The following is an 18410-nucleotide window of genomic DNA, read 5'->3' on the forward strand; positions in this document are numbered from 1 at the left end:
CAAAAATTTGCTTTTTACTGAAGTTACCTCTCTATTTTTCATACTTAATTACATATATTTATATACCCACATACGAATAAGACAAAAAATATGCCAAACTTCGATTAATTAAAGCACTAGCTTAATAGGCATTTTTTTACATTATCATTCAAGGTAGCATATACCTTCATTATCAGAACGTTACTTATTTATCAGCACAAAAAAAGGCTACCCAAAAGGCAGCCTTTTTTAAGTTGATTTAACTATCCTCTATTTACTTTTTCACTTTACGCACCGTAAATGGCACGCAAACCTCGGCTGGGCAACAGTTGGTGCCTGGTTCGATGATGACTGGACAACAGCCGTTGGATGGACACGTCTGGTTGGTTGCCGTGAAGGTGTAAACGCCATCTTCACTGAATAACACCACATTGCCCGTTGCTACTGCCGTTGTGCCACCGTTTCTGAACCATTGGACATTTGTTAAATTGGCAGGAACACCTACTTCTACCTTCTGACCCTCGCACAACTCAAACGGCACCGTGAAGCATTGCTGGTCGATGTCATCTTCGCCGCCTTTGCCGTTGCCTGGCGTGCTATCTCTGTCCTTCTCGTTGGTCTTGCTGATTTCGGCCGTGTTCAAGTGAACGCCTGCTTGCGTCGCTCGCACTTGGTAGCTCAACGTCACCGTGTCGCCTCCCGCCGCAATGTTACCAATATTCCACTTAATCACGTTACCACTGATGGTCGCACTGCCTTGGCTCACCACAAAACTGCCGCTTACAAACTGCGCCGTGGTCGCGATGCTGTCAGTTACTTCTACGCCAGTTGCGTTTTTGTTCCATTGGTTCCACACTTTTACCGTGTAGGTAAGCACATCACCAACATGCACGATTTTGGCACTAATTGACTTTTTCAATGCCAAATCAATGGTATCAATGCAGTTTTGTGCGTTGATGTTGGCAGGAACTCGACTCGTACTGATGGCTGTCGGACAACTTGGGTCAGTGCTGCGTGCTTGTGCGTAGAACACTGTGCTACCCGTTACCGTGCCAGCTGGTTTATAATTTAAGCCCGTTGACAGCAACGTTCCGCCTGTTTGCTGACTAAACCATTCTACAGTCGCCAAACCTACTACAGCCGCTTTCAAGGTCGGGAAGGTATCACCGATACAAGCCGTCATACTTGGTGCCAACAACACTGGTACTGGAGGGTTACAGTTACAATTAGGCCCAATAATGGTCGTATCGGCTTTACACAAAGCACTCAAACTATCCGTGATGATTAAACTAGCACCCGATGGAATACCTGTTACAGTATATGGATTATTGCCCGTCAATGTCCCTTTGTTCACCTTCACGATACCCATTTTGTTGTTTACCGTAAACTTAATGCTGTAGGTTTGCACGTCCTGCGAACACAACGGTGCCTCGGTTACAATCACGCTTGATTTCACACAAGGCACAATCAAACCTGCATCCACCGTCAAGTTATCTTTCGCAATACCTGTACCTAATGCGTCGATTGGCACCACTTGACTCCGTCCTGTCGTTGGCCCAAAATCACTGTCTTTGGTGTCATCCACACCTTCGTTTTGTTTGCTTGTGATTTTGCACGTATCGGCCAAACTCGAAAGAACAAGTTGCACAAAATAATTGCCGCTCGACAGGTTGGTAAACAAATATTTACCCGTAGCATCCGTCGTATCTTTGGCTACCAAAACAGGTGTTGGAGTTGTGACACCTTCCAAGCGGTATAGCTCTAGGATTACTCCAGCCACTCCTTTTTCCGCTGGCAAATCTTGAACACCATTGTTATTCACATCCTTCCAAACGAAATCGCCAATACTGCCTTTCGGAGAATACAAGCCTGCGTCAACCGTCATGTTGTCTTTGGCAATACCCGTTCCCAAGACATCTATCGTTACCACTTGACTCAAACCTGTCGTTGGGTTAAAGTCCGAGTCTTTGGTATCGTCGCCACCCAAGTCTTGCTTGCCGCTAATCACACAACCCGCTGGTAAACTCGTCGTCACAATCTTCACTTGGTACGTACCTGAGTTCAAATTCGAGAACAAATACAAACCCTGTGCATCCGTCGTGTCAGTTGCCAATACGGCGCTGGTTGTTGCGTTCAACAATTGAACAATCACGCCTGCTACCGCTGGTTCGCCTGACTCTTGAACACCGTTGTTGTTTTGGTCTTTCCAAACGAAATCGCCAATCGAACCTTTCGGAGAATACAAGCCTGCGTCAACCGTTGGATTGTCTTTGGCAATGCCTGTTCCCAAAGCGTCAATTGTTACCACTTGACTCAAACCTGTCGTTGGGTTAAAGTCAGAGTCTTTCGTATCGTCGCCGCCCAAATCTTGCTTGCTGCTAATTACACAACCCGCTGGTAAACTCGTCGTGACGATTTTCACTTGGTACGTACCTGAATTTAGGTTCGAGAACAAGTACAATCCTTGCGCATCCGTCGTGTCAGTTGCCAATACGGCACTCGTCGTTGAATTCAACAATTGAACGATTACGCCCGCCACCGCTGGTTCGCCCGAATCTTGAACGCCGTTGTTGTTTTGATCTTTCCATACGTAGTCGCCAATACTACCTTTTGGTGAATACAAGCCCGCGTCAACCGTCATGTTGTCTTTCGCAATGCCTGTTCCCAAAGCATCTATCGTCACCACTTGACTCAAACCAGTCGTTGGGTTAAAGTCACTGTCTTTCGTATCGTCGCCACCCAAGTCTTGTTTACTGCTAATCACACAACCCGCTGGTAAACTCGTCGTCACAATCTTCACTTGGTACGTACCTGAATTCAAGTTCGAGAACAAGTACAATCCTTGCGCATCCGTCGTATCAGTTGCCAATACGGCGCTGGTCGTTGAATTCAACAACTGAACGATTACGCCCGCCACCGCTGGTTCGCCCGAATCTTGAACGCCGTTGTTGTTTTGGTCTTTCCATACGTAGTCGCCAATACTACCTTTTGGTGAATACAAGCCCGCGTCAACCGTCATGTTGTCTTTCGCAATGCCTGTTCCCAAAGCATCTATCGTCACCACTTGACTCAAACCAGTCGTTGGGTTAAAGTCACTGTCTTTCGTATCGTCGCCGCCCAAATCTTGCTTGCTGCTGATTACACAACCCGCTGGCAAACTCGTCGTAACAATTTTCACTTGGTACGTACCTGAATTCAAGTTAGAGAACAAGTATAGACCATTGACATCCGTCGTATCAGTCGCCAATACGGCGCTGGTTGTTGAATTCAACAACTGAACTATCACGCCCGCTACCGCTGGTTCGCCTGAATCTTGGACGCCGTTGTTGTTTTGGTCTTTCCAAACGTAGTCACCAATCGAACCTTTGGGAGAATACAAGCCCGCGTCAACCGTCATGTTGTCTTTCGCAATGCCTGTTCCCAAAGCGTCAATTGTCACCACTTGACTCAAACCTGTCGTTGGGTTAAAGTCAGAATCTTTCGTATCGTCGCCGCCTAAGTCTTGCTTGCTGCTGATTACACAACCCGCTGGCAAACTCGTCGTCACAATTTTCACTTGGTACGTACCTGAATTTAGGTTCGAGAACAAGTACAAACCATTCGCATCCGTCGTGTCAGTTGCCAATACGGCGCTGGTTGTTGAATTCAACAATTGAACAATCACACCCGCCACCGCTGGTTCGCCTGAATCTTGAACACCGTTGTTGTTTTGGTCTTTCCAAACATAATCCCCAATCGAACCTTTTGGAGAATACAAGCCCGCATCTATCGTTGGGTTGTCTTTCGCAATGCCTGTTCCCAAAGCATCTATAGTCACCACTTGACTCAAACCAGTCGTTGGGTTAAAGTCAGAATCTTTCGTATCGTCACCACCCAAATCTTGCTTGCTGCTGATTACACAACCCGCTGGCAAACTCGTCGTGACGATTTTCACTTGGTACGTTCCTGAATTTAGGTTCGAGAACAAGTACAATCCTTGCACATCCGTCGTGTCTGTGGCCAATACGGCGCTGGTTGTTGAATTCAATAATTGAACAATCACGCCCGCCACCGCTGGTTCACCTGAATCTTGAACACCATTATTGTTTTGGTCTTTCCAAACGTAGTCGCCAATCGAACCTTTCGGAGAATACAAGCCCGCGTCAACCGTCATGTTGTCTTTCGCAAGACCCGTACCTAAGACATCTATCGTCACCACTTGACTCAAACCTGTCGTTGGGTTAAAGTCAGAATCTTTCGTATCGTCGCCGCCCAAATCTTGCTTGCTGCTGATTACACAACCTGCTGGCAAACTCGTTGTGACGATTTTCACTTGGTAAGTTCCTGAATTCAAGTTCGGGAACAAATACAAACCTTGCGCATCTGTCGTGTCAGTCGCCAATACGGCACTCGTCGTTGAATTCAACAATTGAACGATTACGCCCGCCACCGCTGGTTCGCCTGAATCTTGAACCCCGTTGTTGTTTTGATCCTTCCAAACGAAATCGCCAATCGAACCTTTCGGAGAATACAAGCCTGCGTCAACCGTTGGGTTGTCTTTCGCAATGCCTGTTCCCAAAGCATCTATCGTCACGACTTGGCTCAAACCTGTCGTTGGGTTAAAGTCAGAATCTTTGGTATCGTCGCCGCCTAAATCTTGCTTGCTGCTAATTACACAACCCGCTGGTAAACTCGTCGTAACAATCTTCACTTGGTATGTGCCTGAGTTCAAATTAGAGAACAAATACAAACCTTGCGCATCCGTCGTGTCAGTTGCCAATACGGCGCTGGTTGTTGAATTCAACAATTGAACAATCACGCCCGCCACCGCTGGTTCGCCTGAATCTTGAACGCCATTGTTATTTTGGTCTTTCCAAACGAAATCGCCAATCGAACCTTTCGGAGAATACAAGCCCGCGTCAACCGTCATGTTGTCTTTCGCAATGCCTGTTCCCAAAGCATCTATCGTTACCACTTGACTCAAACCTGTCGTTGGGTTAAAGTCCGAGTCTTTCGTATCGTCGCCGCCCAAGTCTTGCTTGCTGCTAATCACGCAACCCGCTGGCAAACTCGTCGTCACAATCTTCACTTGGTACGTACCTGAGTTCAAATTAGAGAACAAATACAAACCATTCACATCCGTCGTATCAGTTGCCAATACGGCGCTGGTCGTTGAATTCAACAACTGAACGATTACGCCCGCCACCGCTGGTTCGCCCGAATCTTGAACGCCGTTGTTGTTTTGGTCTTTCCATACGTAGTCGCCAATACTGCCTTTTGGCGAATACAAGCCCGCATCTATCGTTGGGTTGTCTTTGGTAATGCCTGTTCCCAAAGCATCAATCGTTACCACTTGACTCAAACCTGTCGTTGGGTTAAAGTCAGAGTCTTTCGTATCGTCACCGCCCAAGTCTTGCTTGCTGCTAATCACGCAACCCGCTGGCAAACTCGTCGTTACAATCTTCACTTGGTATGTGCCTGAGTTCAAATTAGAGAACAAATACAAACCATTCACATCCGTCGTGTCAGTCGCCAATACGGCACTCGTCGTTGAATTCAACAATTGAACGATTACGCCCGCCACCGCTGGTTCGCCCGAATCTTGAACACCGTTGTTGTTTTGGTCTTTCCAAACGTAGTCGCCAATCGAACCTTTTGGTGAATACAAGCCCGCGTCAACCGTCATGTTGTCTTTCGCAATGCCTGTTCCCAAAGCATCTATCGTTACCACTTGACTCAAACCTGTCGTTGGGTTAAAGTCAGAATCTTTCGTATCGTCGCCGCCCAAATCTTGTTTGCTGCTAATCACACAACCCGCTGGCAAGCTCGTTGTCACAATCTTCACTTGGTACGTACCTGAATTCAAATTCGAGAACAAATACAAACCCTGTGCATCCGTCGTGTCAGTCGCCAATACGGCGCTCGTCGTTGAATTCAACAATTGAACGATCACTCCCGCTACCGCTGGTTCGCCTGAGTCTTGGACGCCGTTGTTATTTTGGTCTTTCCAAACATAGTCGCCAATACTGCCTTTCGGAGAATACAAGCCCGCGTCTATCGTTGGGTTATCTTTCGCAAGACCTCCATTTACTGGATCTAACTTCACTACACTGCTCAAACCGTTTGTGCCAAAATCATTATCAGTCACATCTGGTCCAAGGTCTTTTTGAGAACTTATCACGCAGCTATCGGGCAAGGTACTCAACACCAACTGAACGATGTAATCACCTTTAGGCAAGTTTTTAAACTCATATTTACCTCCCGTTGCCGTTACGGTAGAGTCCAACTTAGCGACAGGATTACCACTGGCGTTGGCAGACCACAATATCATTTTCACGCCATTTACTCCTGGCTCACCGCTATCCTGCTGGCCATTATTGTTTAGGTCTTTCCAAACAAAATCACCAATTGAGCCCACAGTTGAGTTAAATCCAGCATCAAAGGTGTGATTTGCCCCTGCATTTGGGGTAGTTTCACAAATCACAGGATAACCTTGGAGAGCTACAGGAGCAGTGTTGGTAGCAATGGCAAAATCGCTGTCGTTTTGGTCATTGCCCCCGTCAGTTGTGCTGTTAAGTTTGGTCAACTGATAGCCAACTCCACCCACCGTTAATGAACCTGTAGTCGTGTTAAATTTGCTATCTTCTTTTCCAATTACGATGTAATATTGGGTATTAGGTTGTGGCCCTAAAACATTGGGCTTGGCGGCACCTAAGGTATCCACGACGTTGGTCGCATCAAAATAATACTCACCCAGCGCGTTGGTTGTATCTTTGGCTAAGAAATTACCCAATTTATCATAGAGACTCACCACCACATTGGCAATACCAGGCTCATTGCAAGGGTCTTGCACTCCGTCTTTGTCGGTATCAATCCACAAGCGATTCCCAATTTGTACGGGGGCAACATCACAAAGCGCTTCCAAATCTCCCAAGGCAATGGCCTTACTAAAGAAGCTTGTGCTCATCGACACAGGAGTTACTTGGTATCTTCTGGCGCTGTTACCGTTGGTATTGTTGAAATACGTCACCCCCGATGACACTACGTCAAAAGGATCTAGCACAGTTACTGCCAACTCATTACGTCCTGCGATAAATGCCATACCACCGTAGCTCGTTTCTAAGTGATCCGTCTGGTAATTATCACCCGAATAGAACTCTCCCCCACCTGGGCCTTGGTTGTTACCTACGCCTCCCGCTGAGGTATTGGTACCCACTTTACCATTGCTTTCGAGGGTAAAATTACCTGCCTTGGCATCTGCTCTCAGCACATCCCCCGCAATGGTGGAACGAATGGTAGCAGTTCCGTACGTTTTGTAATTTCTATCGCCTGATTGGTGTCCAAAACGGTCAAAAAAGCCCAATACCATGTCTCCATCTTCCAAAAATTCAATGTCTGACAACACAGGTTGAGGATATACCGTGAAAATATCCACATTAAATGCTTTGTCAATCGCTCCCGTCCATGCTTGCCATCTTACAACAGGTTCTTGGCTGTAAGTACGGCCGTGTGTGTAAGTAAGTGGCACGGTCAAGACAGGGGTAAAAATGCTAGAACCATCGTCTGTCAACTCATAGACAATGCTTTTTAGCTGTTCTTTGTCTTGGGTCAATTCGGCAGGGCAGGTAGTTCCTACATATACTTTCCCATTGTGGTATTTCAACGCAAACGGATAAGCCCTGTCTTCAAACTTCGTACCCGCTACTGACCAAATTTTAATCCCACTCAAAATCGCGTTGGCATCTCCTCCTGGCAAATCACTAATGGTAATATCCAAGCGATCATCGGCGACGACCACGTTGTTGAACATTTGTGAAACACTTGCATTGGCCGCTATCGCTAGGGTTTGAGCCGTTGCCTCTACGGTATTGGTCTGGTTTCTTGCTGCCGTATTGTTACCAAAGTACAGTTGGACATTGTATGTACCATTGGGAAGGCTAATTTTATACTGAAAGCCTGCGCCATTGCGGAACGTCGAATAAGCCGCGCCAGAACGTCCTGAACTAGTAGTAACCCCTCCTGAGAAAAATTCGTCGCCCGCGAAACCATTAATCAATGCGCCATTAACGTTGCCTCCAGCTTTGATGTATAAGGTATCGTAGCTGCTTCCGCACGCTTTGGGAATGTTAAAGGTTGTCAAAGCGCCTGCCGAGCCGTCGGTATTGATGGCAATTTTATGCAATTGACTTCCTTTTGGATTTACCACCCAAAGGGCTGAGTTATCGTCTGAAATATCAATGTCACCTACCCCTACCTTTCCAATCAATGGGAACGTGGTAGCGTCATTACTAGGTGCAGTAGGAACGCCTAATCCACGGGCAGCATCGTCACCAATGGTACCAAAATCTAAATTGTAAGGTGCTTTGGTCAAATCAGCCCAAACGCTGTTGGTAAAGGTAGCTCCGTACGGATTAGAAGTTTGCCAAATGATTCCTAAATCGCCTTGGTTGTCTCCATCTGTGTCTTTCAAACCTGCATGTCGTTTTAGGAAAGACCCCGAGAATAACTGTTTTGTCTCGTTGTTATAAGCCGTACTCCAAACCGAACCAAATTCGCCTTTGCTGGACAAATATTGGGGTTGAGGCGTCGAACCAGAAGTATTGTAGTTAAACTTCACCAAGACTTCCAATGGATTGACCCCATTGCCTGATGCTCCGTTGACAAAGCAAGTAGTAGCCATCAAAGGACTTGCCTGACAATAATCGTGCAAGCCCGTCAATCCCAAATCAACCGTGCAATTAGGTGCGATTACAAACTGTACATCCGTACGGCCATCCACCCCATTGTACGTTGGGCGTGCCCACGCAGGGAACGTAGCGCGGACAAATTCAATGCGTACGGTATCGTTGGCCGACGTGACGTTGGTCAAGGTATAACGCCCACGATAGTCGGTGACAGCGGAGTCAATTTTCACACCCGCACAGTTGAAAGCATATACTTTGATGCCCGCAAAGCCCAGTGAATCGGTTGTATTGAAAACTCCGTTGTTGTTAAAATCGTTGAAAACAGTTCCGCCAATTGTGTTGGTACAAGGAGGCGCAGGACATAATACCGTATTTACTTTGAAGGTAGTGTCTTTAAAACAAGTGTTCGCCCCCTTGAAAACCCGCACCGTAACAGTACTACCTGCCGTTTGATTGTTTAACGTAAACGAACCTGTGAAAGTCGTCGCCGATGCGTAGGCTGTAGAGGTGCCAATCGCGTATTTGTCGCCGTTAGAGGTAATTGTTATGGAAGCATTGTTTTGCACAACCCCGTTTGTACAAGTAGCATTTACCTGCGTAAAGGCCGTGAATAAAGGTTTGACACAAGCAGGTACAAAACCAGCGTCAAAGGTATGATTTGCGCCCGAGCTTGGGGTAGCTTCACAAATAACGGGGAAGCCTTGCAAAGCCAACGGAGCAAGATTATCTGCCAGCTCGAAATCGCTGTCGTTTTGGTCATTACCACTGTTTTGGGTGCTGTTCGCAATCGTCAATTCGTATTTTTGACCCGTACTCAACGTAAGAATACCGTCAGTTCGGTTGAACTGCGCACCCGTTCCGATGGTTTCTTTCCCAATCACGATATAGTATTGGGTATTAGGTTGTGGTCCTCTGAAATTAGGTTTGGCCAAACCTACCGTGTCCACCACGTTGGTTGCGTCGAAGTAATATTCTCCCAGGGCGTTGGTTGTATCTTTGGCAATGAAATTCCCTGCTTTGTCATAAAGACTCACGACCACGTTGGCAATGCCAGGCTCGTTGCAAGGGTCTTGCACCCCGTCTTTGTCAATATCAACCCAAAGGCGGTTGCCAATTTGAACGGGTTGAGGGTTACACTGGAGTTCCAAATCACCCAAGGCATAACCTTTACCAAAAGAAGCTACCCCGCCGCTGTAAATTGTATAAGCTTTGTCGGCCAAACCTGTGGTATTATTGAGCCAAATTGCCCCACCTGAGTAAATCGTATTGTTGGCATCCATAGCGGCCATAATTACTTGACCAGAGCCTGGCAAGAGTGCCAAACTACCCATGCTGCGCTCGTCGTGGTTGCTCATCCACGTATCACCAAAATAGAACTCTTTGCCTCCGCGTCCTTGTCCGTTAGGGGCATAAAGCGAAGATGCATTGTAATTCTGCTGGGCGGTTGTACCACCCACCGTCAATGGCCCTACTTTACCATCATTCTCAATTTCATAAACGCCGTTGTTATTATACGCACGCATCACGTCACCACCCGTTACGCCTTGTTCGGCCAAAACGCCGTTGGGGAAGTTGTTGGCTTCACCCGTTTGGTGTCCCCAACGATCCAAAAATCCTAAAATCATGGAACCATCCACGTCAAATTCAATGTCTGACAACACAGGTTGTGGATACAAATCGTGCAAGCCTGTCTGAACCGCCACCGTAAAATCATCTGTCCAAGGATTCCAATGCGACTGTTTGTCTAAGTCACTACCTGTTGTGGCAGTGTACGAAGTTGCAGCCCCACGATCAAAATCCAATTTAAAATTAAGTACTTGACTGAATGTACCCGTAGCAGGCGTAAACTCATAAACTACCGCTTTAAGGTCGCTGCGTTGTTGCGAAGTAGCAGCATCACAGACACCACCCACATATACTTTTCCACGGTAAGTTTTGGTTGCCCAAGGCCGCCATTCGCCACCCACACAACCAGGTGTAGGAATCACCCAGCTCGTTACGTTGCCCGCCGTTGGGTTTGTCGTAGGTACGCGGTAGAGTTTTTTGGTGGCTAAGTTAATGGTATAAAGAAACTCTTCATCTTCGGTAATGTCAATGTCGCCAAGGCTTACTTTTCCAATTTGGGCAAAAGCAGTGGCGTCGGTATTGGGTGAACCTGCGGCTGTATTTACACCACGGGTCGCGTTGTCGGCAATGCTGCCTGTGCTTTCGACCGTATTCATGTCAAAAAACAACGTACCATTGAGTCCCGTCGCATCGGGATTAATTTGATAAATAGCCCCTCCGCCGTTTGGCCCCATGGCCGAGTGGCGTTTGAGGAAGGCAGCGGCAAACAGGCGGCTGGTGGATTTTTGGTACGCAATCCCCCAAGTTGTCCCAATCTGATTGGTATTTGACAACTGTTTTTTGTTGGCATTTGCCCCTGCACTTGTTACATCGTACGAGAAGCGAATCAGCGCGTCGCCCGTCGGAGTGGTAGCTCCATTGACGTGGCAAGGAACCATCACAAACGGGTTGGTCTGGCAATAGTCGGTTGTTAACCCTAAATCCACCGTACAATTTGGGGCAATGACAAACTGCACATCCGTACGTCCATCCACACCGTTGTAAGTAGGCTTAGCCCAAGTAGGGAACGTAGCGCGGACAAACTCAATGCGAACGGTGTCGTTGGCCGCAGTGACGTTGGTCAAGGTATAACGCCCACGGTAGTCAGTGGTGGCTGAGTCGATTTTCACACCTGCGCAGTTGAAGGCATACACTTTGATGCCCGCAAAGCCCAATGAATCAGTTGTATTGAATACGCCGTTGTTGTTAAAATCGTTGAAAACCGTTCCTCCGATGGTATTGGTACAAGGAGGAGCGGGACAAAGTTTTTGGTTGACCAAAATAGTTGTATCGCGGTAGCAAGCATCGGCTCCGTTGAAAATACGGAACGTGAGCAGCGAACCAGCAGTGAGGTTATTGGCAGTAAATGAGCCTGTGAAAGTTGTGGCGGCAGCGTATAGCGTTGAAGTACCAAGAGCGTATTTATCACCCGTGGCGGTCACCGTTACCGAAGCATTATTATTGACAACAACTCCTGAACAAGTTGCCGTTACTTGGGCAATGTTTGTTACTGCTGGCAAACACGAACGATAGCCGACATCAAAGCTGTGGTCGGTAGCGCCTATATCGCCCGTAGTAAAAGCGATTTGACCATTTGTACCCGCGTCGGAGTCAATCAAATCGTTGCTACCTGCGTTGAGCGTCGTGATTGAATTAGTCCCTACCGCCGTCGGGAATTTTACTATATAATTGGTATTAGGCTGTAAGTTTATGCCATATTTAGCCGAGCTGGTATTCGTGCCCGTTGCAGAAGAGAAGTAATAGTTTCCATTGGCATCGGTAAGCACCGAGTCTATTTTGACCCCATTCGCATCGCATAAGATTACTTTTACGTTGGCCAGCCCCAACTCTCCCGCGTCTTGAAAACCATCCGCGTCGGTATCCTGCCACACGCGATTTCCGATTTCAATGGGAGCAAACGCCCCCGTCAGTTCAAGGTCGCCCAAGCCAATGGCTTTACCGAGGGCAGTATTAGTACCTCCAGGTACAGTACCATTACCATAAAGCCGATAAGCCCCCGAGGCAGCGCCGCTAGAGGTCGAAAATTTCACTACACCCCCTGTCACGTAAGCGTCAGGATCCATGATTGTCATCAAGACATTACCCGTTCCTTTTAGTACCGCCATTGCGCCCATTGACGTTTCGGCATGAATACCAAAGGCTTCTGCATTAAAAAACTCTCCTCCGCCAGGCCCTTGTGCATTACCAACCCCGCCCGAATACTGCTCCCCGTTGATGGAGTTGTAACGTCCGTTGCTCTCCAACGTGAATGCTTCGGTTTGGCAATTTAATCCCGCTACTTGTATATCTCCCCCCGAAGTACCGTACCTGATTTCGGTACTTGTCGAAAGAAAACGGTAATTGTTAGCCCCTAATTGATGTCCCGCTCGGTCTGAAAAAGTAAGCAACATATCCCCCCTATCCGAAAACTCTATGTCACTTAAAATTGGTTGTGGATAGGCCAAGTTGGCCGCACCATTCCAAATAACGTCACCTGCTCGGTGGGTCCAAGGATACCAACGATTGTCGCCAGTTGTACTGGTAGTTGTTCCTTTGGTAAAATTGAGAGGATAATCCAACAAAGGCGTGTTGTTGAACGTAAGATTTCCAGTTGGGTCGTTAACCTCAAAAACATACGCACGTACATCAGAGGCACCATTGATGGTGATACTCCCGCCATTCTCACCCGTCGAAACGGCTCCTACGTATAATTTTCCACGGAAATACTTTAATGCCCAAGGGCGTAGCAGCCCGTTGTTGACAGTTATGTTTGGCAAACTATATTCTACTACTTCCGTAAAAGTCGTGGGATTGGCTGGATTGTCAAATTTCATGCGTAAGAGTTTACGCGAGTACAAATTGACCACAAAAAGGTATTGTTCATCTTCACTAATTTCCAAATCTCCTAATCCTACTTTACCTACTTGGTCAAACGCAGCGGGGTCGTAAGTAGGCGTAGTTGGCGTACCTGTCAGGCCGCGTTGGGCATTGGTACCCATTACCCCTAGTCCTTCTGGAAGCCCTGACACGGGGTCGGTACTTCCAAGAAAACTCACCGACACCCCCGTATTGGCCACTGCGGGCGACCCTGCCGTAGCGGTAGCAAGTGCATAGCTGGTGCTACTTCCATAGGCAGGTGCGGTAGCCGCAGCACGCGTACGAAACCCATTTTTGTCTAAGTCGTACAAAGAATCGGCCACAAAAGTGGCTTCATCAATGATATAAATTCCACCAGTACCGAGTTGCCCCAATCCAACGTGCCGCTTTATCAAGGCCGAGGTAAATATTTTTTTTGCTTTACGGCTGTATGCTACCCCCCAAGTAGCCCCAATCATGTAGCCATTGAGTTTTTTGGAAGGAGGGGTAGTACTACCCGTGCTGTTGTACGGAAAGCCCACAAACCATTCACTCGCTCCCGATGCTCCCCCCGATGCAACGGGGTCGCCATGTACATAACAAGGGACATACACCATGGAGTTTGCAACGCCAAGGTTAAAGTCATTGGGATAATACAATCCAAAATTGACATTGGTACTGTTGCCTTTGGCAAATTGCACGGAGCTTCCGTACGTAGCCCCTCCCAATGCCGAGAAATCCAACGAGTCGATGGCACATTGACCCGATGTAGGAAGCACAAACTCTACCCGAACATCTCCTGTGCTACAACCCGCCACACTGTAGTTGGGGGCAGTATTGCCTGACGTGGTAGCTGTACCACAAAGCACACCAGAACCTGAACTGGTGTTGTACACATTGACAACAACCCCTGGTATCAGCGGCTCGTTGGTGTCGCGCGTGCCATTTCCGTTAAAATCTCGAAATACAGTACCTCTCACTTGGGCATATCCTTGTAAACAGGATAACGTTAAGCCCAAAGCAAAAAGGAGAGGCACCACGAAGCGACTGGGAGTAAAAGCTATTTTCATAACCAAAATTTGATTTAGGATGCGGACTGCTCGAGTTTGAGTTTTCAGCTAAACAGAAACAATTAGTGTGCCAATCCTTTAGGGATATTCAATATTTATTTTGGGACACAGAAATAGCTCAATGGTACTCAAAAGCGCCAAATATGCGAACAAAAAGCTTTAAACAAAGAAGAGACATCACCAAGCAAAATCCTGATAATCAAATTATTATCCAAACAAAAAAGAAGATTAAAAGAAAACAAACATGTCTAATAGCAAGACAAAAAAGCAGGTATAAATTCAAAGAAAATTTGGAATACAAAACTTTCAATATGGTACATAATGTCGCCGAAAACACGGGGTACGTCGTGTTTCAAAATACCACTAAAAGACATAAATTTTATCCAACTCCTACGACTACTTCGGTGGTCAATAAGGAGCGAGCACGCCCGCGAAATGTACCCGATAAAGGAGCGATGGACTGAGGCTCTCCCGAAGCTGCCAAATACACGTGATTGTTCCCAACAGCTTGCCCTTCAGTAGGGTCAAAACCACGCCATCCTGCCCCAGGCAAATACACTTCTGCCCAAGCATGTAAATCATTCTCTTGCAGAACATTACCATACAAATACCCGCTTACAAAACGTGCCGCCAAGCCGATACTTCGACAACAAGCCACAAACAGTTGGGCAAAATCCCGACAAGACCCTTTTCGGCCAATCAAGGTGTGCTCGGGCGACATAGGAGCGCCTACTTCGCGGCGTTCATAAACATAGTCTTGGGCGATGGTTCGGCAAAGCGTGGTCAAAAAAGGAATGGTCATCCACCGTACTGAAGCGGCCGTATGTCGGGCATACTGTTCGACATACGTAGTCACCCCTTCTCGTACAAGATACGGTTGTAAATATTTTTTTAGGGAAGCAGAATAATGAAACGGCAAGCGCTCGGTTTCAAACGGAAATAAAACAAATCCGAAGGGATTAAAGGCATTGGAAACCAAGGTCATTTCCACCGAAATCGACAATCGGTCGGTCATTTCTCGAAAATAGGCGATTTGTTGGTGATTTCCCTCAGCGTCAACATTTTGTACCAGCATACTGGGCGTAGGCTCTATCACCATCGAATACCCAAGTAGGCGCTGATGCGGAGAGGCTTTCGGTTGCAGATAAATGGTGTGAGCGTCGAGGCTAACGGCTTCGGAATACGAATAAGAGAGTTTATGCAAAACGTGTATATTCATAACAATGTACCCTGAGTTGGAAAGGCATATATATAAATAAAAAAAAAGGTGGAGATTTACTCCACCTTTTTATACTTTATCTCGAACTTTATCAAGTATCGGATCCATCCAATCGTTTGGCAAACGCTGGACAGAATTTTGGAGCAGCATACTCCATTGCAGCGACAAATGCGCTAAATCATCTTTTTGAAAGCGGTGTTCCGTCAGGTGGAAACTTCCTTCTTCATACACAACCACGTCAATAGGATAATCGACATCGTTGGCACTTACTCGCGTTGAATCAAAAGACAAAAACCCGACTTTCAGCGCATCCATCAACGAAGAATCATACTTTAAACTCCTGAACAACAGTGGCTTTCCGTAATTAGAATTACCAATAACAAAAAATGGCGACGTTTCTCCCACCTCTACCCAGTTGCCTTCGGGATACAGCAGGTAGAGTTTGTGTTCGTCGTCGTCTTCCAATTGCCCCCCTACAATGGCGTGCAAATTGAAACGGAGTCCAGCGGCATCCAGTGCTTCTTTGTCCTCTCGTGCCACTCGCCTTACTTGTTGGCCAAAGGCATTGACGGCCTTATACAGTTTGTTAAAACTCCCATCTTCTTCTTCCAACACTTCTCGAAAATACGTCACGGCTTTGTCACGCACCGAGCGTAGCCCCGATGTCATGATAAACAGCGAATGATTTTCGAGCTGATGGACCGAAATTTTTTTGTTGGTGCTCACTTCAGTACCCGACGTGAGGCGGGTATCGGCGATGGCTACCAGCCCAGAGGCGACTTTAATGCCAAGACAATAGGTCATTGTAAAAACTTAGGATTGAGATTGGTACTGAAACGCCTCGACAGGTTTGATGTCGAAATACGTTTCAAAAATTGCTTTACTTACCTCATTTCCGCGAATTTGGAATTGGTCGAGGTATTGGTGCAAACCTGTTTCAAAAATATCTTCAATGTCGGTATATTCGATTTCAGAGCGTAGTTTACCCATTTTTTTCTCCGCTTGGTTACTAAAACGGTTGGAGGTAGGCGTGCCCGAAATTTCGTACAACGATAACTCAGCCTGACGGATACAATGGGCCATTGCACGCGGGAAGAGTTTATCAAGAATCAAAAACTCAGCGATGTGCTTTGGCGTAAGCATCTGATTTTGTTGACGATACATATTATAGGCACTTACCGACTTCAATACTGCCGTCCAAAGCACCAGTTCGAGTGTACTTCCTGTCACGTCCGAGTCGGGCATGAGGGTAAAATACGATACATCCAAGAAACGCGACGTTTTATCGGCACGTTCCATAAAACGCCCCAAACGCCCAAAATGCCATGCTTCATTGCGCGTGATGGTCGCATCCACGATGCCGTAAAACAGCTGTGTTCCATTCCGTACTTCCGAATAGAAGTCCTGCATGTGGTTTAAATCCCACTCTTGTTTGGGTTGCACATTGCGCAACCACAAGTAAAGTTGGTTCAGGTTTTCCCACATTTCCTTCGAAATGCTTTCCCGAATCGTCCGCCCATTTTCCCGTGCGGCCGAAATACAGGTATAAATCGAGTTCGGATTCCGCTTGTCGAACGTCATGAAATTAATCACGTTTTCGCGCGTGGGCTCATCGTAATGCTGGTAAAACAAGTAGTTATCGGCAGTAGCAATCAGCAGTGGCTCCCATTGTTCGCTGACACTGGGAGGCAAGTCAAATGCCAAATTGAAATTTACTCCGATGAAACGAGCATAGTTTTCAGCTCGCTCAATATAGCGATTCATCCAGTAAATGGAATCTGCAACGCGGCTTAACATTGCCATACTATTAAGGTGGGGGTTGGTGAATGACAATCGCTAAACTACTGTAATAATCCGAAATGGCCAAATTTTTTACTGTATGTCTCTCTGTAAACTACTTTGCCGAAAATTTATATACTGTTTTGGTATAATATTCTTCGCCTGGGCGTAAAACAACGCTCGGGAATTCGGGCTGATTGGGAGAATCAGGGTAATGTTGAGTTTCAAAACAAAAACCAATACGCTTACGGTAGGTAATGTCATTTTTGCCCGTAATGTTATTGCTCAAAAAATTACCTGTGTAAAACTGAATCCCAGGCTCGGTTGTAAACACTTCCATAAAACGCCCCGATGTAGGTTCGTAGGCTGTTGCGGTTGGGCGCAAGGTCTTTGGCTCTCCATTGACTACCCAACAATGGTCATATCCCCCAGCTACTTTGATTTGGTCATCCTCGGGGTCGTTGATTCGCTCTCCTACTACGTGTGGTTGAAGAAAATCAAACGGCGTTCCTTTCACCGCCCGCAGCTCACCCGTCGGAATTAGGTTTTTGTTGACGGGCACCAAATAGTCGGCATTAATCGTCACCACGTGGTCGAGTACGTCTGTTTTTGCCCCAGTAAAGTTAAAATAGGTATGGTTTGTTAAATTGACGATGGTCGTTTTGTCGGTCGTGCTGCGGTATTCAATTTCTAAGGCATTGTCGTCGGTCAAACGGTACGTCACTTCCGTAGAAAGCGTCCCAGGAAAACCCTCTTCCCCGTCGGGACTCACGTACGACAATTTCAGGGCATTTTCTGCTTCTATCACTTCTGCCTTCCAAACCTTTTTGTCAAACCCCTTTTTTCCACCGTGAATGTTGTTGACTCCGCTATTGACGGCCAATGGATACTCTTTCCCCTCAAGCGTAAATTTAGCATCGGCGATTCGGTTTCCGTAGCGGCCTATCAATGCCCCAAAGTACGGCGATGCTTTGAGATAGCCATCCAAGTGGTCGTAGCCTAACACCACATCTTCTTTCACGCCATTTTTGTCGGGCACAAGCAAATGAGAAATAATTCCGCCATAATTAGAGATACGTACCTCTACCCCAGCTGCGCTCCGCAAGGTAAATAAGTCGGCCGTTTGGCCATCGGGCAATTGCCCAAAAGTTGTTTTTGTGATTGTGTTCATCTTTTTGTTAGCCGTCTTTTTTGTCGATTTTTGAGCGAAGCTACTCACGCGAGCCCCCACACATATCA

Annotated in this window: 5 protein-coding genes; all 5 read right to left on the reverse strand. The window is 46.8% G+C overall.

The genetic code is table 11. The features are described from left to right. Positions 1-253: 253 nt before the first annotated feature. Positions 254-14173 (reverse strand): SdrD B-like domain-containing protein, encoded by a 13920-nt coding sequence (locus AC23N5_RS17515; protein WP_487756580.1) that lies wholly within the window; start codon positions 14171-14173, stop codon positions 254-256. 379 nt (positions 14174-14552) lie between these two features. Then, entirely contained in the window at positions 14553-15392 is an 840-nt protein-coding gene (locus tag AC23N5_RS17520; protein ID WP_487756581.1) for a transglutaminase family protein, read from the reverse strand. Between the two features lie 69 nt (positions 15393-15461). After that, complete coding sequence (locus AC23N5_RS17525) at positions 15462-16196, reverse strand: proteasome-type protease (RefSeq protein WP_183974103.1); 735 nt, start codon at positions 16194-16196, stop codon at positions 15462-15464. Between the two features lie 9 nt (positions 16197-16205). Further along, positions 16206-17189 carry an alpha-E domain-containing protein gene (locus tag AC23N5_RS17530; protein WP_183974101.1) on the reverse strand — a complete coding sequence of 328 codons (984 nt, stop codon included), beginning with the start codon at positions 17187-17189 and terminating at the stop codon, positions 16206-16208. Positions 17190-17286: 97 nt separating this feature from the next. Continuing rightward, positions 17287-18342, reverse strand: coding sequence for an aldose epimerase family protein (locus AC23N5_RS17535; protein WP_487756582.1), 1056 nt, complete (start codon positions 18340-18342; stop codon positions 17287-17289). Between the last annotated feature and the right edge of the window lie 68 nt (positions 18343-18410).

The sequence above is a fragment of the Runella sp. R5_40 genome (genome assembly GCF_057652295.1).